Origin of the sequence: Variovorax sp. Root411 (genome assembly GCF_001425205.1) — a bacterium.
Lineage (GTDB): Bacteria > Pseudomonadota > Gammaproteobacteria > Burkholderiales > Burkholderiaceae_C > Variovorax.
This window is the reverse complement of the sequence record NZ_LMDW01000018.1, coordinates 96,383-115,704: the sequence shown is the minus strand read 5'-3', so window position 1 is coordinate 115,704 and position 19,322 is coordinate 96,383. Positions and strand designations below refer to the sequence as shown.

General features: G+C 64.8%; 19 protein-coding genes. 3 read left to right on the top strand and 16 right to left on the bottom strand.

What is annotated here, in order from left to right; genetic code table 11:
- Nucleotides 1–2: 2 nt before the first annotated feature.
- The 16 genes from ASC92_RS22475 to ASC92_RS22410 form a co-directional block, all read right to left on the bottom strand.
- The gene (locus ASC92_RS22475) at nt 3–1,421 is read right to left on the bottom strand and encodes a sigma 54-interacting transcriptional regulator (RefSeq protein WP_056520211.1); all 1,419 of its coding nucleotides are present in this window, start codon (nt 1,419–1,421) and stop codon (nt 3–5) included.
- Between the two features lie 31 nt (nt 1,422–1,452).
- Entirely contained in the window at nt 1,453–3,264 is a 1,812-nt protein-coding gene (locus ASC92_RS28210; protein WP_082519676.1) for a pilus assembly protein TadG-related protein, read from the bottom strand.
- A 13-nt stretch (nt 3,265–3,277) separates the two neighbouring features.
- A complete protein-coding gene (locus ASC92_RS22470) occupies nt 3,278–3,769 on the bottom strand; it encodes a TadE/TadG family type IV pilus assembly protein (RefSeq protein WP_082519675.1) in 492 nt (163 codons plus the stop codon).
- Nucleotides 3,770–3,774: 5 nt separating this feature from the next.
- The gene (locus tag ASC92_RS22465) at nt 3,775–4,248 is read right to left on the bottom strand and encodes a TadE/TadG family type IV pilus assembly protein (RefSeq protein ID WP_056520208.1); all 474 of its coding nucleotides are present in this window, start codon (nt 4,246–4,248) and stop codon (nt 3,775–3,777) included.
- Between the two features lie 31 nt (nt 4,249–4,279).
- On the bottom strand, nt 4,280–4,714 hold the full coding sequence (locus ASC92_RS22460; protein ID WP_056520206.1) for a DUF3613 domain-containing protein: 435 nt from the start codon (nt 4,712–4,714) through the stop codon (nt 4,280–4,282).
- Nucleotides 4,711–5,649 (bottom strand): hypothetical protein, encoded by a 939-nt coding sequence (locus ASC92_RS22455; protein ID WP_056520204.1) that lies wholly within the window; start codon nt 5,647–5,649, stop codon nt 4,711–4,713. Before ASC92_RS22455 ends, ASC92_RS22460 begins: the two co-directional genes overlap by 4 nt.
- Nucleotides 5,646–6,611 (bottom strand): type II secretion system F family protein, encoded by a 966-nt coding sequence (locus ASC92_RS22450; protein WP_056520202.1) that lies wholly within the window; start codon nt 6,609–6,611, stop codon nt 5,646–5,648. Before ASC92_RS22450 ends, ASC92_RS22455 begins: the two co-directional genes overlap by 4 nt.
- Nucleotides 6,608–7,609: a type II secretion system F family protein gene (locus ASC92_RS22445; RefSeq protein WP_235505955.1), complete on the bottom strand. Its 1,002-nt coding sequence runs from the start codon at nt 7,607–7,609 to the stop codon at nt 6,608–6,610. Before ASC92_RS22445 ends, ASC92_RS22450 begins: the two co-directional genes overlap by 4 nt.
- Nucleotides 7,602–8,921 (bottom strand): CpaF family protein, encoded by a 1,320-nt coding sequence (locus ASC92_RS22440; RefSeq protein ID WP_007836253.1) that lies wholly within the window; start codon nt 8,919–8,921, stop codon nt 7,602–7,604. The genes ASC92_RS22445 and ASC92_RS22440 overlap by 8 nt, the downstream gene beginning before the upstream one ends.
- Before the next feature lie 4 nt (nt 8,922–8,925).
- Nucleotides 8,926–10,209: a histidine kinase gene (locus tag ASC92_RS22435; protein WP_056520198.1), complete on the bottom strand. Its 1,284-nt coding sequence runs from the start codon at nt 10,207–10,209 to the stop codon at nt 8,926–8,928.
- 45 nt (nt 10,210–10,254) lie between these two features.
- Nucleotides 10,255–11,643 (bottom strand): type II and III secretion system protein family protein, encoded by a 1,389-nt coding sequence (locus ASC92_RS22430; RefSeq protein ID WP_056520196.1) that lies wholly within the window; start codon nt 11,641–11,643, stop codon nt 10,255–10,257.
- 39 nt (nt 11,644–11,682) lie between these two features.
- Nucleotides 11,683–12,675 (bottom strand): Flp pilus assembly protein CpaB, encoded by a 993-nt coding sequence (gene cpaB, locus ASC92_RS22425; protein WP_056520193.1) that lies wholly within the window; start codon nt 12,673–12,675, stop codon nt 11,683–11,685.
- 81 nt (nt 12,676–12,756) lie between these two features.
- A complete protein-coding gene (locus ASC92_RS22420; RefSeq protein ID WP_235505953.1) occupies nt 12,757–13,257 on the bottom strand; it encodes a prepilin peptidase in 501 nt (166 codons plus the stop codon).
- Nucleotides 13,258–13,263: 6 nt separating this feature from the next.
- Nucleotides 13,264–13,449 (bottom strand): Flp family type IVb pilin, encoded by a 186-nt coding sequence (locus tag ASC92_RS28205; protein ID WP_082519674.1) that lies wholly within the window; start codon nt 13,447–13,449, stop codon nt 13,264–13,266.
- A gap of 421 nt (nt 13,450–13,870) precedes the next feature.
- Nucleotides 13,871–15,295 carry a L,D-transpeptidase family protein gene (locus ASC92_RS22415; protein ID WP_235505951.1) on the bottom strand — a complete coding sequence of 475 codons (1,425 nt, stop codon included), beginning with the start codon at nt 15,293–15,295 and terminating at the stop codon, nt 13,871–13,873.
- Nucleotides 15,295–16,395, bottom strand: a complete 1,101-nt coding sequence (locus tag ASC92_RS22410) for a nuclear transport factor 2 family protein (RefSeq protein ID WP_056520187.1) — start codon at nt 16,393–16,395, stop codon at nt 15,295–15,297. The genes ASC92_RS22415 and ASC92_RS22410 overlap by 1 nt, the downstream gene beginning before the upstream one ends.
- A 130-nt stretch (nt 16,396–16,525) precedes the next feature.
- On the opposite strand from ASC92_RS22410, the gene ASC92_RS22405 reads away from it, so the two are divergent.
- From ASC92_RS22405 to ASC92_RS22395, 3 genes are all read left to right on the top strand, one after another.
- A complete protein-coding gene (locus tag ASC92_RS22405) occupies nt 16,526–17,488 on the top strand; it encodes a LysR family transcriptional regulator (RefSeq protein WP_056520375.1) in 963 nt (320 codons plus the stop codon).
- Between the two features lie 133 nt (nt 17,489–17,621).
- Nucleotides 17,622–18,134: a hypothetical protein gene (locus ASC92_RS22400; RefSeq protein WP_056520185.1), complete on the top strand. Its 513-nt coding sequence runs from the start codon at nt 17,622–17,624 to the stop codon at nt 18,132–18,134.
- 26 nt (nt 18,135–18,160) lie between these two features.
- Entirely contained in the window at nt 18,161–19,168 is a 1,008-nt protein-coding gene (locus ASC92_RS22395; RefSeq protein ID WP_056520183.1) for a hypothetical protein, read from the top strand.
- Nucleotides 19,169–19,322 lie beyond the last annotated feature (154 nt).

Sequence of the window (19,322 nt, the reverse complement as noted above, 5' to 3'; positions counted from 1 at the left end):
GATCAGGCGTCCTCAGGGATGCCTGGCTCGCCGTCGAGAATCTGGTACTTGCGCATCTTCTCCCACAGCACCTTGCGGCTGATGCCCAGGTGCTGCGCGGTGTCCTGGCGCTTCCAGTCGTTGATCTCCAGCGCCGCGATGATGCGGTTGCGCTCGCCGCTGTTCCAGCCCTTGCGGTCGCCGCTGCCATCGAGCGAGCCGTTGCCGTTGCCCATGCCGTTGCGGTCGCTCGGAGTCGCCGGTGCCGGCGTGCCGCGCGTGAGCGCAATCGCGCGCTGGATCAGGTGCTGGTCCCAGCCGTGCAGCTGCCGCGCGATCACGCCCACGCGCTCCGCGAGGTTGCGCAGCTGCCGCACGTTGCCCGGAAAGTAGGTCTCGGCCACCGCATCGCTGAGCCAATGCGGCGTTTCGCCGAGCGCTTCGAGCTCGTCGCCGAGCACGTTGCCCAGCAGTGCCTTGAAAATCGCAATCTTGTCGACCTCGCCGCGCTCCTCGAGGCTGGGCACATGCAGCTCGATCACCGCGAGCCGGTAGAACAGGTCGGCGCGAAACTCGCCGCTCGCCACCATCTCGCGCAGGTTGCGGTTGGTCGCCGCCACCAGCCGGAAGTCGACCCGCACCGGCGCCGTCGCGCCCAGCCGCGTGACCGCGCTGTCTTCCAGCACGCGCAGCAGCTTCACCTGCTGGTAGCGCGGCAGGTCGCCGATCTCGTCGAGAAACAGCGTGCCGCCCGTGGCCTGCTCGAAGTAGCCGCGGTGCGCGTGCACCGCGCCCGTGAATGAGCCCTTCGTATGGCCGAAGAACAGCGACTCGAAAAGCCCATCGGGAATCGCGCCGCAGTTCACCGCCACGAACGCGCCCTTGCTGTAGTGCTGGTGCCCGAGGTGCAGCTGCTGCGCGATGCGCTCCTTGCCCACGCCCGTTTCGCCGCGCACCAGCACGCTGTGGTTGCAGTCGGCAAAGGCGCCCACCTCGGCCAGCAGCGCCTTCATCGCTTCCGAGTGCGCGACCAGCACGTCGGGCGCCTGCGGCGCCACTTCGCGCGCGCGCAGCTGCCGCACCAGCTTCGCGACCATCGTGCGCAACTCGGCGCAGGTGAAGTCGTAGGGCAGCACGTGCAGGTACTCGGGCGGATAGGTGCGCGAGTCGCGCTCGCGCGAGCCTGCGGCCACCCAGATCACCGGCATGCCCTGCAGCAGCTCGGTCGCATGCGCCAGCCCGCCGCTGTCGATGACGGTGACGCTGATGATCGCCACCGACGGGCGCAGCGCCGTGCCGCGATCCTGCGGCGGAGGCGGCAAGCCATCGGCCCGAAGCACCTCCACGTCGAAGCTCGCCATGCACCGCGCGATGCGGTCGAGGATGTCGGCTTTGCCTTCCCAGACAAAGAGGTCGAGTTCGTCGAAGTTGGGGGAGGTCATGAAAAACTAACTCGTCTCAATTGCTATAAACCTAGTGCACTAGTTTGGCGACTCCGCAATCGACGGAGAGAAGTGAGACATCTGTCTGTCCTATCGAAATACCGAGGGTTGAAAGAAGCGCCGCGAGCACTTGGCTCAAAATATCAAATACGGGCTTGAGAAGCCCGGTGATGGTGCCTAGAAGCAACCCCAAGCCCTGTCCTCCCAAGTCACCAAGAATCCCATCGGTCACCGCTCTAGCAGCGCTACTGACAATTTGAGCCGGATTGATCCCGGTTGCAGTGATGGTCGTCTGTGAAGTTCCGTCTGAGGGGGACGACGGAACATTGAGCGGCGGATTTGTCTCGACTGGCGCTTGAGATGCGAGCACCGGAAGTCCGACGCGAGCGCTTGCCGATACAGCGCCGAGTCCAAGAACGTTAAGTATGCGGTGGCGCCTGACTCCTTCTGCGGAGTCGGGAAACGCCCCTGAGCTGTTTGGAGCACAGCGGTTGTTCTCGGTGAAAAAATGAGAGGAATTGCTATCTGCTTCTGAGGTCATGTCATGAAATCGACCCAGGCATACATTCACCTGTGAAGAACTGACAGCAATGGTTGCGTTGTGCCTTGGTGCTTTGCAATTGATATTCTTCAGTTCCCCCGTCGATTGCGCGAGTTCGAGAATGAGGGGGAGGTCAAGGCCTAGAAGCGGGGGGGTGATCCGCAGATACGCTCGTATCTGCGCAGTTCTCGCAATCGCTCCCACTCCGCCAATTCCGATCGATGGCGGCTCGATCACGCTGGCCTTGGCTTGAACGCCAAGAATTCCAATTCCAAGATTGTCAATCGCAATAAGGTTCTTTCCATTCGCAATAGACGCCCCCGCTGTCACCAAACTTAGTAGATCAACTTTTGAGTTGAGTGCGGCATTCCCCGTGGTATCCAGACCGACCAATATTCCCGGCGACGTTTCGTTCCCGAAGAGCTTCACTTTCGCAGCAACGGCTCCGGCGCTCAGGCCCCCCTGCAGTTGCCTCAGCAATGCGATTGAAGCGTCAACAGTTCCTCCTTGGTTCTGAAGTGCTATGACTGTGGCGTCGATCAAACCGCCTAACGCCAGGCCTTCGATGGATGCAAGCTGATTGAGAGTGCCAACGTTCAAGTCTCCCGTGACGGGAACGCCCAGGGCAGCGAGCAAGCCCGCAGGAGTAATGCTCGTGTTGGCCAATCCGCGATAGCTCAGAAGATCGGTCGGACTGAGATCAAGCCCGATAGCCTTCAGCAGATTGGGCAAGAGGGTGTTGTCTTCGAGGCGAAGCAGGCGAGAACCCACGGTGAAGGCTGCTACGGGCGCGTCGAGTGCAGCAACTGCCTGAACGCATATATTGCGATTGCCTTCGAAGAAGGGCAGTAGGGTGGCAGGCGTTTTCTTGATCCGTACGCGAAAGGCGTTTTCCGGGAAAGCCTCTGGAAGGAAATGATCGTCCGTCCCGATGAAGCAATCATCTGGGACCGGGCTTGCAGGCGTGGCATTGGCAGGATCCCAGTGTCCACATTTCATCTCTGTCAGGCCAATGCCCGGAAAGTTCTGATTCGCGCTGGCGAGTGCCGCGTTCTGTGGGCCGTCCGACGCGCTGCACGTACCGGAGTCTCCTGGCGGTGTCAGCTTCTGCGCACCCGCTAGGGCGGCAAGGTCCGCTGTTTTCTGCAGCTCCCGTTTCATATAGAAGAGGTAACCCAATTCCGTGCCCACGAGAGTGATCGCAATCAGGCTCAGTGCAATGGCCGTGTTGACGAGGATGGAACCGCGGGCGCGGCGGCGATCGCTCGGTTGAAAAGCTTTGCGCATCGTGGCTGCATTCATGCCGAGAACCGTTTCATGAGGCCTTAAGCGCCGCGGTGGCGCTGCTGCGTAAGTTGTCCGGTACCCAACTGGAATCCAGCAGCGACACAGAAGGCAGGATGCGATTGTTCTTGTAGGGGTAGGTGACAGTCACTACGCAACTCGTAGCGCCCGGCACTGCCGAGCAAGGGGCGACCGTGACGTTGGTGGAGAGCCAATTCTTTCTGCTGGCCGTGTCCGTATTGGCGAAACTGGGAACGACAAGTGAGCGCGCGAGCGAATCGAGAACGACCTGGCGCACGCTCTCCTGATCCGGCGGCTGAGGTAGCAGCATCGCCGCGCGTGCGCCATCTTCTGCGGCGCGGGAGACGGCCTGCTGCGTATAGAAGATCGCGCCAAAGGTCACCAGCCCATACATCACAAGAAAGAGAAATACGAAAACGAAAGCGAACTCGATAGCGGCAATGCCGCGCTGGAGCCTGGGAGCGGGGGAGCTGGAACGCAGTCGGATGCTTGTGACGGACATGGTTCTCACCTCAACTCAAGCAGCATGCTGGCTTTGCCGGTGATCTGAGTCGGCACGGCGAAACTCGGCAAGGGAGGCAGCAGCGACCCAAGGTTGTTGGCTTGTACGAGAACTTCGACTTGGCATCGTTGGCTCCATGACGGTCCGCAGTTGGTCGGGGCGCATTGGTTGGTTCCCTCAACGCGGCAGATCTGTGTCGACACGGTGGGCTTCACCACCTGCGGCATCCAGCCGCTTCGAGAGGTTGCGACGTCTGCTGCGCGCTTTCTTCGGTCCTCCAGACTGCTCTGATATTGAAGCGCCGCCCTAGCGCCATCTTCGGCTGCGTTCTGCAATCCGAGCCGAAACGCGAACAGCATCCCGTAGCAGATGACTGCATAAAGAATGCTGAAGAAGGTCATGAACACCATCGCGAACTCAATTGCATACACGCCGCGCTGGCTGCGCGCTGCGGTAAGAGGACGAGGCGCGGCTTTCATGATCGTGGCGTCCGGTGGCGACTGGCGCTAGTTATTTCGGGGAGCCAGCGCCCGAGCCGGAGCCAGACGAAGACTTGACCGTCGAGCTCGTATGCTCCGGTATCGGGAACTCAAAGCTCTTCAGATAGCGCTCGTAGCTGCGGTTGGCTATGGCCCCCGCAATCGGCCGCGAGGTGGCCGACGCGATCTCGCCGCTGCGCTGCCATGCGAGCAACCCCTGCGTGGCATCGCCTACCTGCAGCGTCCCGTGAACGAATTCCTCGGCGTCTGCCGTTCTCGCTATTTCTTCCCGGCCCTGCGGCGGCACGGGTGTAGGTCTAGGCGTTTGGGCGTTCGCCGTGGCTGCCGGATCCTGCGCCTTGGCAGAGGCCGGCTGCTGCGCTGCCGCGGGTGCGGCGACCATCAACGCAACTGCGAGGCTGATTGCGCACAGGGCGGCGAGATGGATGTCGGTTTCTTTTCTCATTGTGTGCCTCGTGAAGTCGAATTCGGCGACATGGAGACCGCGGCATCTGCGGCGGGCGGGTTGAGCTGGCTGGCGGTGCGTATTCCGCCCGTGCCGGACCAGCGCGAGGCCTTGAGCATTAGGGGCGGCGGTGTCACGTCTTCGCGCGCCAGTTCCCTGGCGTTCGGGAACGGCCTCACGGCGGCGGGCGGCGATACCGTGCCGCCCGCGCGCAATTGCTGCGCGGCGTCCCGAACCGCTGCGCGCGCGGCGGCGGACATGCGGTTGGCTTCCATCAACCTGTTCGCCTGTTCGCCCTGGTCGGTGACTTCGAGGTAAAGCGCCAGATTGGACTGGGCCTGGGTGCTGTCCGGTCGCAGCTGCAGTGCCTGCATCAATGGCAGCCGGGCTTCGGCGATCTGGCCGGCACGCAGGTTTGCATAGCCCAGGTCGCTGAGCAGCAAGGCGTCGGTTGGTGTCAGGCGCTGGGCCTGTTGCAGCAACTGCACCGCTTCGGCGTAGCTGCCGCGCGCTCCCGCCAGCAGGCCGAGGCCGCGATAGCCTGCGCTTTCGAGTGGCGTGCCCCGCAGGCGCTTGTAGGCTGCTTCGCTCAACACGGCCTGGCCGGTCTGGCGCAACGCATCGGCGCGCATGCGCGTGGAATCGGGTGACACGCCCCAGCGCTGTTCGAGCGCGTCGATATGCGCCAGCGAGGCGAACCACAGGCCTTCTTTCTGCATTTGCTCGACGAGCTTGAGGTAGGTGGCCTTGGTGTCGACCGCGGCTCCAGCCTTGGTGTCCGCCGCGGCCTCTGCGGCCGCGCGCTGCTGGGCGTCGGCACTCGCGGCGTATTGGTCCTTGAGGGTGCCGCACCCGGTGAAGGCCAGTACGGCAGCGCTACAGGCCAGCAGGCGGACAACGCGATGCGAGCACACGCAAAAGTCGAGGGTTTTCATTTGCTGATCGCTCCCAAAGAACGGAATATCGCGATGAAGCCCGGTCCGGCGGTGACGATGACCAGCGCCGGCAGCAGCGTGGTGACCATGACGCCGGTCATCTTCACGGTGATCTTGCCGATGCGTTCCTTCATCTCGGAGCGGCGGTGCTCGCGCAGCCGGTCGCTGAAGATGCGCAGCGGCTCCTGCACTGCGCCACCGTGCCGATCGACCTGCACCAGCAGCGAGACCAGACCCCGGAGGTTTTCGTTCTTGTGCAGCGTCGCGAGGCGCTGCAGCGAATGTTCGCGGGTGCGGCCGCGGCTGTATTGGTTGTTGGCCAATGTCAGTTCGTAGCCGAGCACGCGCAGAACGTGCGAGAAATCGGTGGCCATGATCTGAAGGCTCTGGTCCAGGCTCAGCCCCACTCCCTGCAACAACCGCAGCAGGTCGATGAAGAGCGGCAGTTCCTGTGCCGCGCGTTCGCGTCGGGTAGCGGCGAAGCTGCCGAGCACCCACTTGGGCGCCATGAAGCCGATGACGAACGCGGAGGCCAGCACGATGACGACCGTGCGCTGCGCATGCCCGTCGCTCCACACCACATAGGCCGTCAGCGGAAGCAGCAGTGCGAACAGCACGCGGGTGACCAAAAAGATCAGCTGTGCGCGCTTCGAAGACAGGCCGCATTGGTCGATGAGGCTTCTGTCTTCATCCGCCACCAGCGCCCGGCCCAGACGCGAATCGAGCCAGTGGAACGGCAGCTCGACATCTGATGGTGCGGGCCCATCTGTCTGCACCACGTCGTCTACCGTGGACTTCGATGCGTCGGCTGCCATTGCGCCCTGGCGGATCGCACGGCCGATCACCTGCCCGCTGCGTGCACGCCGCAGATCAGCGGCGATCAGCGCGCTGGCGCCGACCATCAGGCCCACCGCGAGCAGAACCAGGCTGACGATGGCCAGTTGATTCGACGTGAATGTCATGCCAGTCTTGCCAATCGGTAGAGAAGCGCCGCGCCCACGAGCTGGAGGCTCACCGCGGAGAAGATCAGGATGCGGCCGGTGCCGTCGTTCCACATGCTCATGAAGTAGCCGGGATTGGTGAAGATGAGGAAAGCGCCCACCCCCACCGGCAGCAGGCCGAGGATCCAGGCGGAGAGCCGCGTCTCCGAAGACATTGCGATCAGTTCATGCTCGGCCTGTTCGCGGTCGCGCATGAAGTTGCCCACGCGTTCCAGCAGCAGATCGGCGCGGCCGCCGTAGCGCACGCCCAGGCCGAGGATGGAGGCCAGGAGGTACATCTCTTCCACACGGACGTTGGTGGCGGTCTGGTGCAGTGCGCGGTCCAGGTCCATGCCCGCGCGTACCAGCGAGGCCGAGCGTTCAAGATGGCCGCGCAGCGGCGTGTGCGTGGTCGCGATCGCCAGCTGGAATGCAGCCTGCGTGGAGTTGCCGATGGTGATTAGGCGCACCATCGCGTCGATGTAGGCGGGCAGTTGGCTGACCAGCTTGCGCCGGAATTTCTGCAGCCGCAGCCAGACCGTGAAGACGGCGATGAGCGCAAGAAGGAGCAGCACGCCCAGAGCCGCGGTCCAGCTGACGAAGGCGCCGGTCAGTGCGCAAAGCGCCACGATGCTGGCCAGCACCAGAGCGGCCGCGCGCGGATCGATCACGCCCACCAGCCAGTCGGGCAGGGTCCGTTCCAGCAGGCTTTGGGGGGCAGCGGTTGCAGCGGTTGCAGCGCCTGCATCGCCGTTCAGCCATGGGTCCGTGGTCAGGCCCGACACGAGACCGTCGGTCGGCAGGTCCCGCAAGGGCATCGGTATTGGCGTGGCGTCGGCGGCGGTGGCCAGGATCTGCTGGTTCAGATGCCGCTCCGTCGCCTGCCGCACCTGCCTGTGCTTCGCCCATTGCCAAAGCAGTAGCCCCGCCGCCGCCAGCAGCAGCGCAACGCAGGCTACCGCGAACAGGACTTCATGCACGGCCGTCTCCTCCATGCTGCGAACGCGCTAGCGACTGTCGAAAGCGCGTGATCTTCGGCGAGTGCGGCGCGATACCCAGAGACACCCAGCGGTCGCGCTCTTCGCCGTCGGGCGAGGCGATCGGTTCGTATCGGTACAGCTCCTGCATCGCCACCACGTTGTCGTTGACCCCGGTGACTTCGCTCAGAGAGATGATGCGGCGCTGGCCGTTCGACAACCGCCCGATCTGCACGATGAAATCAATGGCGTTGGCGATCTGCCTGCGCAGGCTCACCTCGCTGCCTTGGTAGCCGGCGAAGCCCGCGAGCATTTCGAGGCGGTACAGGCACTCGCGCGGCGAGCTGGCGTGGATGGTGCCCATCGAGCCCTCGTGGCCCGTGTTCATGGCCTGCATCATCTCGATCACCTCGGCGCCGCGCACTTCGCCCACGATGATGCGGTCGGGCCGCATGCGCAGGCTGTTGCGCAGCAGGTCGCGGATCGACACCACGCCCGTACCGTCGAAACCGCCTGGACGGCTTTCGAGCCGCACCACGTGACTGGTACCGAGGGACAGTTCCGCCGTGTCCTCGATGGTGATGACGCGCTCGCGCGCCGGGATGAAGCTGGCGAGCGCATTGAGCAGCGAGGTCTTGCCCGAGCTGGTGCCCCCGCTCACGAGGATGTTGCAGCGCGCGCGCACCGCGATCTCCAGCAGTTGCGCCATGCCCGCGTCGAAGGTGCCGAGCTTCACCATGTCAGCCGGCGTGAGCGGCTCCTTGCGGAACTTGCGGATCGACACCGACAGGCCGTCGATGGCCAGCGGCTCGATGATCACGTTGATGCGCCCGCCGTCGGGCAGGCGCGCATCGACCATCGGGTTCGACTCGTCGAGCCGGCGGCCCAGCGGCGCGAGGATGCGGCGCACGATGCGCATCACGTGCTCGGCATCGGCAAAGCGCACGGTCTCGCGCTCCAGCAGGCCGTGGCGCGAGACGTACACGTTCTGGTAGCCGTTGATCAGGATGTCCTCGACGGCCGGGTCGTTGAGCAGGTCTTCCAGCGGGCCGAAACCCGCGAGCTCCTTGGTCAGCGCATCGGCGATGAGCTGCATTTCGCGGTCGTTGATCGGCACGCGGCGCAGGCGCACGAAGCTGTCGACCTCCAGCTCGACGAACTGCTGGATCGAGGCGCGCGACCAGCGGCCGAACTCCGCGCCCAGCTCCTCGATGCGGCTCAGCAGGTGGTCATGCGTCCAGCTCTTGATGTCCTGGAACTGCTGGGAGTTGATGAACGCCTGGTCGTCGTCGGCGAATTCGATATCGGTGGACATGGGCTCAACCTTCGTGTGAACTCTTCCAGAGGCCGGTGACTTGCGCCATGAGCGCAACCCAGCGTGGATCCTTGGCCGGGGGTTGGCCCGTGGCAGACATGTATTCCTGGTGCAGGCTGCGGGCGAGTCCCGTCACGGCCTGCGCGTAGGGGTCGCTGCGCGCGGTGCGCACCAGCATCTCGCCGCGGCTGGCCGCGGTGAGCAGTTGCGCGCTGCGCGCGGGCAGCACATGGCGCAGCGGTAGTTCAAGGCGCTCGGCAATGTCTCTGGCCGACAGGCCCACGTGGCCGTCGAACTTGTTCACCACCAACGAAAGGCGTTCTATCTCGACACCGCGCGCACGCAGCTCCTTGAGCATGTTGGCCGTGGACACGATGCCGCCGATGCTCTGGTCGCACACGACCCACGTCTGCTGGGCTTCGCGCACCGTCTGCGCCATGAAGTCGATGGTCGAGAAGCCGCCGAGGTCGGCGATCTGGAAATCGAAAAAGTCGGCCAGGCGCTTGATCAGCGCGACGGAGTCGGCATGCGAGATCTCGCGCACCTGCGCCAGGCTCGCAGGCAGCGGCAGCACGGCCACGCCGCTGGTGTGATGAGCCAGCGCGGTGTGCAGCAGTGTCTGGTCGAGCCGGCGCAGGTTGCGCACGCCATCGACAAAGCTGAAGCCGCTTTGCGTGTCGAGGTAGAGCAGGCCGTCACGCGCGGGCAAGCCCAGGTCGAGCAGCGCCACGCCGTGCCGCGTGCTGCGACCCGGTGGGCGCGCGGGCGCCTGCGCGAGCTGGTCGTTCAGCGACAGGGCGAGGCTGGTGGCCAGCGTGGTCACGCCGAGGCCGGCGCGCGCGCCCAGCAGCGCCAGCGTGCTGCCGCGCGTGCCGCCCTGCAAGGTGCTGCGCCGTTCGAGCAGCGTACGCAGCGTGGTCACCGCCTCGGCGGGCGGCCCGGCCATGTCGATGAAGTCGTCTACGCCCGCGCGCAGGGCCGAGAGCATGGCCGCGGGCTCGGCCGACTTGCCGGTGGCCAGCACGGGCAGCGTCGGCCAGTCGCGCTTGAGGCGTTGATGGAGCTGGTTGGCGGCGGTGCTCTGGTCGGGCGAGAAGTCGATGAAGACTGCCACCGGCCCCAGCAGGGCGATGCGCTCGTCGATCGACTTCGCATCCGGGGACAGGACCACCACGGAGCCAAGGGTGCCGAGCGCGTCGGTCAACCAGGTGATGTGGCTGCCGCTGCTCGAGGCGAACAGGTAGGTTTCACTGCCCGTTTCGGGGATGCTGTCGCGTGGTGCGTTCATGGGGACTGCCTGCGATGCATGGTCCGGGTCATCGTTGCCTTTTTGTCAGCGGGAGAAGCCGGGTACTGCCGCGTCTGCTGCACCGCCCAGGAAATACGAGCGCCACACCGCGCCGTCGCGCTGTTCGGCGGTGCCGGGGAGGTACGGCGTCAGGTCGGTGCCGCGCGCAATGGGCTTGACCAGGTGCGGCGTGACCAGGATCACCAGTTCCTTCTCGTTCATCTTGTAGTTGGTCTTGCTGAAGAATGCGCCCAGGATTGGCAGGTCGCCAAGCAACGGCACCTTGTCGGCGTTCGATGTGGTGGTGCGGCTCACAAGCCCTCCAATGATGAAACTCTCGCCGTCGCCCAACTCGACGGTGGTGTCGGCACGGCGCGTGCTGATCGCCGGCACGGCGACACCGTTGAGGCTCAGGGAGTTGGTGTAGTCGAGGTCGCTGGCCTCGGGCGCGACCTTGAGCACGATGCGTTCATTCGAAAGCACCGTAGGCGTCAGCGTCAGTCCGATACCGAAAGGCTTGAATTCGATACTGGTGGTACCCAGCCCCTGGGGCACGGGGATCGGCAGTTCGCCTCCGGCCAGGAAGCTCGCGCTCTGGCCCGACAGCGCCACCAGCGTGGGTTCGGCGAGCACACGCGCCATGCCGTTGCCTTCGAGGAAGCCCACGTTCAGGCCGATGCCGGCCTTGCTGAAGTTAAAGAGGAGGCTGAAGGCTTGTGCCAGGGGGTTGTTGTATTCGCCGCTGAGTTGCCCGTTGGCCGCAAAGCTTGCGGATGCGAGCGAGGAGGGCGAGAACACGCCGAAGCTGAAGCCGTTCGAATTGGGGCGGGTGCTGAAGATGTTCAGGCCAGCCTGCTTGAGCACGCTGCGGTTGAACTCCACCACCTTCACTTCGACCTGCACGGTGTTGCTGCGTACGCTCACCACCGAGCGGTCGACCAGCTCGGCTTTGTCGGCGGTGCTGGCCAGCGCGGTGTCGCGTGCCTGCTGATGGGCGGTCATGCTGTCCATCGATCCCGTAAGGGTGGACGTACGGCGCCGCACTTCGATCGTGTAGGCGGTGGCTGCGGCGTTGCCTTTCTCCCAGACCATTAGCGAGGTGCGGCCAGCGGTCTTGCCGGTCACGATCAGCCGTGCTGCCGGCGAATTCTGTGTCTTTCGCGTGATGGTGACGCCGGCCACCGCCTCATCGCCGATGGCCATCCGGTCGATGCCCTTGTCGATCAGCAGTTCTTGCTGCGTGCCGGCGCTCAGCACCAGTGGGCGTTGCAGTTGCGGGCGCACCGACTGTGCGTCCGCGGCCGTCGATGTCACCGCCCAGACGGCTTGTGTCATCGCGCACAGGGCGATCAGGGCCGGGCGCAGCAGCCGCGATGAGGCATTTATGTGGCTGCGAGCGGCACGGGTCGACTGCTCGCAAGGCGTGTGGTGCATGTGTTTTTCCTGGATGACGGGTGTCGGTTGGCTGCGTGCTCAGTAGTTCACGGTTTCGCTGCGTTCGCCGCGAATGACTTCGACCTGAAGTCCGCTGCGCGCGGGACCGGCGGCGCGCGGCGCGCCGGTGGCGGTGCGGATTTCGGCGGTTTGCGGGCGGAGACCGGGGCCCTTGCCTCCGGTGACGAGGTCGGCCGCGGTCAGGCCGGCCTGGGCGCGGTCGAGGCCTTCGAGCGGTGCGCGGCGCGGCTCGCCTGCCTTGGGCTGGGCGGGTTGCAGGGCCGTGGGCAGTTCCGAGAAGAGTTTCGGATCGGGCTCCAACATGTCGGTCGGGTTGCGCAGCGCAAGCATCAGTCGGCCGCTGGCGTCGCCGATCGTCAGGCGATTGACCTCGTCGACAGGCACGGCGAGCACGGCGGTGCGGGCTGCTTCCGCGCGCTGGGCCTGTTGTGCGGTCTTGTCCCCGGTCTTGGAAGGCAGGCCGTCCACGGAGGCGTTGCCGAAGGCCAGTACGCGCTTTCGCGAGAGCAGCAGACGGGCCTGGCTGCGGTCCACGTCCTTGCCGTCCGACTTAAGCGTGATGAAGACATCGACGAAATCGCCGGGCTGAATCTTGTTGCCCACGCCCATGATTTCGTCGGCCTTGATCGCCACGGCGCGCTCGCCTTCGCCGATGCGTAACGCGAGGCCGGAGACGAGCTGGTTCTCCATCACTGGCGCGCCTTCGGCCAGGTCGAGCACCGGCACGCGGCCCGTGGCGATCGTCACGTCCCGGAAGGCGCCGGCCGGATTGATCGTCAGCCGCTCCACGCGCAGCGCGTCGGCAGGAATCGCCTGGCCTGCAGGCAGCGGCTTGGCTGCCACCACGACCGGGTAGACGAGCGCTTGTTGAGCCTTGGCGGGAGCGGTCGTGGGACTGGTTGCTGCTGCTACCGTTGTGGGCGCCTGCCGGCTCAGCATCCAGGCATAGCCGCCCAGTGCGATGGCCAGGAGCACCAGGATGGCTGCGAGGATTTTGGTGAGATTGATCATGAGCAGCGGACTAAGGAGTGAGGGCAAGCGATCATGAAAAGTGAGAGATGAATGGCCTGCAGGGACAGAGGCAGTGGACTGCTAACTCTGTCGCCCCCAAGCCATCCAGGCCGCCGCGGCCAGAGCGAGGTAGGCCGCGTAAGGAATGAAGCGAGCCCGGCTCGGCGCGATGCCACCAGTGGCTTCAGAAGGCGGGCCCGACAGGACCAGGGCAAGCCGAGGAGAGAGTGCCCAACGCTGCAAGGCGAACCAGAGTGCACCGTGCGCTCCGGCCAGTAGGCTGGCAGCGATCCAGATCGGCGCCAACGCCGACAGGCCGACCCAAAGTCCGAGAGCGCCAGCGAATTTCACGTCGCCTGCTCCCATGAGACCCGTTGCATAGAAGAGCAGAAGGAAAACAAAGCCTGATGCGGCGCCTGCGAGTGCCGCTGTCCAACTGACGCCGAAAGGCTGTGCCCCAAAGCCGATGGCTGCCAGGGCCAGAATGGCTCCGGACAGAACCAGCCAGTTGGGCACACGCCGCTTCCGGAAGTCATAGACAGCAACACAGATCAGCCAGAGCAAGCAGGTCAATGCCGACACTTGCTTCTATTTGCCGGTCGTCGTCAGCTTGTCGGTAATGTCTTGAAAGACTTTCGCCAGTCGAGCACCCAAACCATCATTTCCGGCCAGAACAGTCACGATGGCAACAGAAATAAGCCCCGCAATAATTCCATATTCAATTGCAGTAGCACCCTCTTCATCGCGCAGAAAACGAGCAATAGATCCAAGCATGATTTCCCTTTCCAGGAGTGTTAACAAAGACTTGCAGGTGAATGTTATACAGCGTAACGCTGTGTATCAACAGGAAAACAAGTAGTACTTTTGTTTAATGCACACTGAGCGAAGGAGATAAAGCAGGATGGCGGCCAGCCTCCTGCCGGCCGGAATCAGAAACGGCCTGTTCAGCTGGTTCACATTTTGGAAACGAATATTTCCCTCTGTAAGACACATGTCAGCTCCCATAAAGATGGGATGTGTCGTTACGTCGCCAGGAACGCGCGAATAGGAAACGTTACGGGAACAAACGCGTTACGTGTTACGTAGCGCGGGGCCCCGGCGGGCCAGATGTAACATTGAAAAAAGGCCAATCTCGTGAGCAAAAAGTCACGAGATTGAGGGGTGGCCTCGTCGATGAGAGGGCTTCGGCCGGGCCTCAGCCCAGGATTTCTTCGTGGAAAAGCTTCCAGTCGGTACCCTGGCGTAGCCAGTACTGGCGTCGTGAGCGGCCACTCTTTTCGCCTTCGAACACTTCGCCGAAGGTAACAATCATGGTGTCGTCACCGTCCCGCCAGTGGAGGTAGGACATGTCCTTGAGCTGCACGCGCTTGCCCTGCGCGTATTTCACTTCGTCGTCGACAGCTGAAATTCCTTCGGTGGATTTCTTGCTGCTGCGCTGGAAATCGGGCAAATAGAATTTCTTCAATTGCGCTTCATTTCCATTGGCCCGCGCATCTTTCCAGCCATTGATTGCGCCGGTAATCGATTGCGACTCTTTTTCCGCCTGCGGTTGCGAAATCCATTGCAGACTGCGCGCGGTCACCACCGGGGTGGCGCCGATCTGCACTTTTCGCAAAAGCTGCTTCAGGTCGGGATTGGCCATGACCACGCAGCCGTCGCTCGCCAGCGGCGCCCGGGCGAACTGCTGGGGCGGGGTGCCGTGCAGCCAGATGCCGCCGCCGGTCTTGCCGCGCCGCAGGTCGTAGGGGTTGGGGTAGTTGATGGGCAGGGCGCCCGCGCCGTAGAAGTCCTTCAGCGACTTCGGGTCGAGGCTGCTGGTGATGTAGTACACGCCCAGCGGCGTGCGCGCATCGCCTTCGGTGGCCTTGTCGGTGCCCGACTTGCCGACCGAGATGTAGTAGTCGGCCGTGAGCTTCAGGCCCTTGTCCGAGTTCTCGAACAGGTACAGCCGCGAGCGCGAGGCGTCGACGGCAATGGCATAGCGGCTGCGGGTGGAGAGCGCCAGGAACTGCGACGGCACGGTGTTGGCCGGCGGCCGCTCGCGCAGGGCCTGCAGGCGGCGTTTCGATTCCTCGTGCAGCTCGGCCATGGCCGGGTTGCCGCGCATCTTCGCGATGCTGGCGGTGTCGGGCAGTGCGTTCGACGGGGGCACCTGCGCCGCGAGCAGGTCGCCGTAGACGAGCTGCGCGAGCTGGAAGTTCGGGTAGTCGCGCACCAGGTCGCGGGCCTTGGCGAGCGCGGGGCGGGCCTGGCCGCGGCCGAACATTTCGTAGACCGCGATCAGGCGGGCTTCGGCGTTGCCGGCTTCCTGGATGGGCGCCGCGTTGGAGGCGGGCTTTCGTGCGGGCCTTGCCGTTGTTGCGCCAGCCGTTCGGGTCTCTGCGGCAACCGCGCCTTTCCTGCTCTTGGGCTGGGCCTTGGCGGAGCGGCTGCCTGCGTGGCTGCCCATTGCGGCCTTGGCCTTGGCGCTGCTGCCTGTCTTGATGTTGTTCGATGCCAGTGCCGCACCGGGCGCCACGAGCATCAGCGCGGAAGCGGTCGTCAGGGCTGCGAGCAGCTGTCCGCTGCGCAGGCGGAACGGGGGATTCTGAAGCCGGCCGTGCCGGACGATGTCTGCCACTAGCCGCCGACGCTTTCCTTGCGAATATGCCAATGATTGCCGGAGCGCTGCATGTCCAGCGTCTTGCGGCTCGAGACGTTGAGGTTGTCCGCGCGATAGATCTGGCGGAACTTGGCGGTCGCGGTCTGTCCGTCGACCTTGATCGCGAGGTTCTCGATGTTCACGCTGATGCTCGTCTTTCCGACGATGCGGGCGCGGCGGTCTTCTTCCCAGCTCTTGCGGCTCTGGCCGCCTGCGGGCGCGAAGTCGGGGCCGTAGGCCGCGAGGTAGCGCTCCATGTCCTGGCCGGCCCAGGCCGAAGCCCAGGCGCGCACGGCCGATTCGACCTCGGCATTGGACGCGGTGCTGGCCGCAGGCGCCGGTGTTGCCTCGGGCGCCTTGGGCGCGGCGGCCACCGGTGCGGGGGCGGCCGCGACCTTGGCCGGCGGCGGCGCGGCAGGGGCTGGAGCGGCAGGGGCCGGCGCGGGGGCAGGCGCCTTGGCCACGGGTGCCGGTGCCGGTGCTGGCGCAGGCGCCGCCGAAGCGACCACGGCCGTCGGCTTGCCACCCACTGGCGTCGGCGTGAAGAGCGTGCGAATCACCGCAAGCTTGGGCTGCACGGCGGTGTTGTTCTGGTCGAGCTGCAGCGCCTTGCTGTAGGCCTGGCTCGCCAGCCGCGCATACACGTCGCCGAGGTTTTCCTGAGCGGTGGCGTAGCTGGGGTTGGTACGGATCGCGCTTTCGAGCGCGCCGCGTGCCTTGTCGAACTGGTTCTGGCTCGCGTAGATCACCGCGAGGTTGTTGTACGGCTCGGGCAGCTCGGGCGCATCTTGCGTGAGCTGCGTGAAGGCGGCGATGGCCTCTGCGCGCTTGCCGGTGTCGAGCTGGATCACGCCCTTGAGGAAGCGCATCTGCGGGTCGCGCGGCTTGTCCTTGAGGAAGGCGTCGGCCTTTGTCATGGCCTCGTCGAGCTTGCCGGCCTGCATGAGCTTGTCGACTTCCTCATGCTCGGCGGCGGCCAGTGCCGGAAGCACGGCGCCGCAGGTTGCCGCGGCCAGGAACAGGGCGCGAACGGCGGGAGAGAAGCTGAAACGGGCGCGTGGCCGGGGGCTCTTGGGCATTGCGGACAAGACCTCGTAAGGGGGGTGGGGGATGCGGCAGGCATTGTAAATGGGTGGTTAACCTTCAGACACAGTGATGACGGTCTTTCGACCTGACCGCAACACCGGGCTCGCGCAGTACAGTGCGGCCGTGGACCGTCTCCAAAGTATTGAAACCTTCGTTCGCGTCGCGCAGACCCAGAGCTTTGCGGAAGCCGCTCGGCAACTGCGCGTGGCCAACTCGGTCGTCACCACGCGGGTCAAGCAGCTGGAAGAGTTCCTGGGTGCGCCGCTGTTCCACCGCAGCACGCGCGTGGTGCGGCTCAGCGACATGGGCCAGGCTTTTCTGCGCGACTGCACGGAGCTGGTCGTGCGTGCCGACAACATCGTCGACCAGATGCGCGAAGCGCGCGGCACGCCCTCGGGCACGCTGCGTGTGCATGCGCTGACGGGCATGGTGCTGGGCCGTTTCGCCTCGCTGCTGCGCGAGTTCCAGACGACCTACCCCGACATCCACCTCGAACTGATCGTGAGCGATGCGGTGGCCGACCCGGTAAAAGCCGGCGTCGACTGCGCGCTGCAGATTTTTCCCGCGGCCTCGCAGGAGCTGGTGTCGCGGCCGCTGTTTCCGGTGCGGCGGGTGCTTTGCGCCACGCCGGCGTACCTCGAGGCGCACGGCATGCCCGCCACGCCGCGTGAGCTGCATCGCCACAAGCTGGGCCTGTATTCGGGCTACCCCACGCGCGACCGCTGGACGTTTCACCACCAGGGCGAGCAGACCACCATCTACCTCGCCGCCGCGCTGCTGACCAACAGCGTGCATCTGCTGCGCGAATACGCACTGGAGCACGCGGGCATCGTCTGCCTGCCGACGCTGGTGGCGGCCGATGCCATTGCGCGCGGCGAGTTGTGCGTGGTGCTGGCCGAGCACCAGCTGTCGTCGTTCTCGCTCAGCGCGGTGTATGCGGGCACCTCGCGCAATGCGCTGAAACTGCGCCTGTTCATCGAGCACATCGCCACCCGCTTCACGCGCGTGCCGCCATGGGACGCGGCGCTGATCGAGCGCGGGCTCATCCCGGCGGAACTCATTGAGTTCAGCCGGACCAGCGGTTAGGACTTGCTGGCGCCCGAACGGGGGTAAACCCCAGCGATTATTCGGAAGCGCCGAATAATCCTCTTCCAAACTGATCCCTACCGGCGGCACCGGTTGACTCCTAGAGTTCGCTCATCACAGGAGACACCCCGCCATGACCGCAACCGCCTACCAGACCCGCTTCGGGTCGCTCAAGCACTTCGAGAAGGGCCACGTCGAACCGATAGCCGACGACGTGCGCCACTACGCGTTTTCCAACTGCTTCGAGATCGCGAGCATCAGCCAGCCCTACGAGAAGGTCGTGTTCGGCCAGAACCAGATCTACGTGCTGGAAACGCTGCGCGCCGAGGGCACCTCGCCCTGGTACACCTGCGCGCACGACGAGTTCGCGCTCGTGATGGACGGCAACGTCGAGGTGCATCTTGTGCAGCTCGATGCCGCGCAGACGGTGGCCGACAAGGACAAGAACGGCGCCGTGCTCGTGAAGGGCGAACCGCAGGGCAAGAAGATGGGCTGGATGAAGCTCTCGCGCGGCCATCAGGGCCTGCTGCCCAAGAACACCGCCTACCAGTTCCGCAGCGCCGGCGAGCCGGGCGTGATCGTGCTGCAGAGCTGCAAGGGCGACCTCTCGGTCGAGAAGTGGGCCGACATCTGCCAGTCCCACTGAACGCACCGAACCCAAGGAGCCACACCATGAACGCACCCGCAGAACTCGCCAACGTGATCGCGTCGCAACCCGACTCCACGCTCGGCTACAAGGACTTTTCGCTCGGCAGCTTCAGCTTTCGCCGTGATGAATACTTCGTGCACATCGGCTGGAAGACCCGCGACGGCCGCCCGATGAGCCACACCATGGACGCCGGCAGCTACCTGCGCGCGCTGATGCGCGACGTGGCTTGGGGCTTCTTCTACGGTTGGGTCAACTTCGACGACGTGTTCGGCACCGTCAACCACTACGAGTCGGTCGACCTGTACGCCGGCAGCTTCAACGGCACCATGAAGGACGCGGGCATCGACATGCTCGAGAACTTCCCCACGGCGCAGATCCGCGCCACCTTCGAGGCCATGCTCGACGACTGGACCAACGAGAGCTTCGACCCCTTCGCCGCGCCGCAGGAAACCGGCTCGCCCTACGGCCGCAAGAAGGGCAACAACACCGCCAGGATCACGAGGGCGCGCGAACTGGCCAAGCGCTGCGTGGGCCTGAAGGGCGACCTCGACCTGCGCAGCGACGAACGCGGCGCGCCCATCAACCGCGCCTTCGCCGATGTGCCGCAGGGCGAGCCCGAGCTGCACCCGGAGCCCGGTTTCGAGAACGAGGTGCACGCCTTCAATCTCTTCGGCTTCCTGAGCCGGTCGCAGGTCACGTGGAACCCGAGCTTCACTTCGGTGGTGAAGCACAGCTACATGTGCCCGACGACCGAGGAGCACATCCTGCCGATCATCCACGGCAACGACCGTGTCGAGTGGTTCTTCCAGATGACCGACGAGATCCACTGGGACTGCGGCGACAAGAACACCGGCCGGCCGATGGCCCGCGTGATCATGAAGGCCGGCGACATGGCGGCCATGCCTGCGTACTGCCGCCACCAGGGGTTCAGCCCGAAGCGCTCGATGCTGCTGGTGTGGGAGAACGGGTCGCCGAGCCTGGTGTTCGAGATCCAGAAGGGCGAGTCGCCCGAGATTCCGGTGCAGTTCTGAATTGCCCCCTCTCCCGCGTGCGGGAGAGGGCTGGGGTGAGGGTCGCCGCTGCGCCCTGAATGCCCCCTCACCCCAGCCCTCTCCCCAAGGGGAGAGGGAGGAACGCAAAAGACATGAAGCCCAATGACATCGCCGCCGCGGCAGGTTTGCGCAC

Excerpts from the sequence above, each read along its gene's own strand:
- ASC92_RS22400 (WP_056520185.1), top strand. The coding sequence starts at position 17,622 with ATGACCGCAACCGCCTACCAGACCCGCTTCGGGTCGCTCAAGCACTTC.
- ASC92_RS22465 (WP_056520208.1), bottom strand. The coding sequence starts at position 4,248 with ATGAAAGCCGCGCCTCGTCCTCTTACCGCAGCGCGCAGCCAGCGCGGC.
- ASC92_RS22460 (WP_056520206.1), bottom strand. The coding sequence starts at position 4,714 with ATGAGAAAAGAAACCGACATCCATCTCGCCGCCCTGTGCGCAATCAGC.
- ASC92_RS22410 (WP_056520187.1), bottom strand. The coding sequence starts at position 16,395 with ATGCCCAAGAGCCCCCGGCCACGCGCCCGTTTCAGCTTCTCTCCCGCC.
- ASC92_RS22440 (WP_007836253.1), bottom strand. The coding sequence starts at position 8,921 with ATGTCCACCGATATCGAATTCGCCGACGACGACCAGGCGTTCATCAAC.
- ASC92_RS28210 (WP_082519676.1), bottom strand. The coding sequence starts at position 3,264 with ATGAATGCAGCCACGATGCGCAAAGCTTTTCAACCGAGCGATCGCCGC.
- ASC92_RS22430 (WP_056520196.1), bottom strand. The coding sequence starts at position 11,643 with ATGCACCACACGCCTTGCGAGCAGTCGACCCGTGCCGCTCGCAGCCAC.
- ASC92_RS22470 (WP_082519675.1), bottom strand. The coding sequence starts at position 3,769 with ATGTCCGTCACAAGCATCCGACTGCGTTCCAGCTCCCCCGCTCCCAGG.
- ASC92_RS22475 (WP_056520211.1), bottom strand. The coding sequence starts at position 1,421 with ATGACCTCCCCCAACTTCGACGAACTCGACCTCTTTGTCTGGGAAGGC.
- ASC92_RS28205 (WP_082519674.1), bottom strand. The coding sequence starts at position 13,449 with ATGCTTGGATCTATTGCTCGTTTTCTGCGCGATGAAGAGGGTGCTACT.
- ASC92_RS22450 (WP_056520202.1), bottom strand. The coding sequence starts at position 6,611 with ATGACATTCACGTCGAATCAACTGGCCATCGTCAGCCTGGTTCTGCTC.
- ASC92_RS22435 (WP_056520198.1), bottom strand. The coding sequence starts at position 10,209 with ATGAACGCACCACGCGACAGCATCCCCGAAACGGGCAGTGAAACCTAC.
- cpaB (WP_056520193.1), bottom strand. The coding sequence starts at position 12,675 with ATGATCAATCTCACCAAAATCCTCGCAGCCATCCTGGTGCTCCTGGCC.
- ASC92_RS22455 (WP_056520204.1), bottom strand. The coding sequence starts at position 5,649 with ATGAAAACCCTCGACTTTTGCGTGTGCTCGCATCGCGTTGTCCGCCTG.
- ASC92_RS22395 (WP_056520183.1), top strand. The coding sequence starts at position 18,161 with ATGAACGCACCCGCAGAACTCGCCAACGTGATCGCGTCGCAACCCGAC.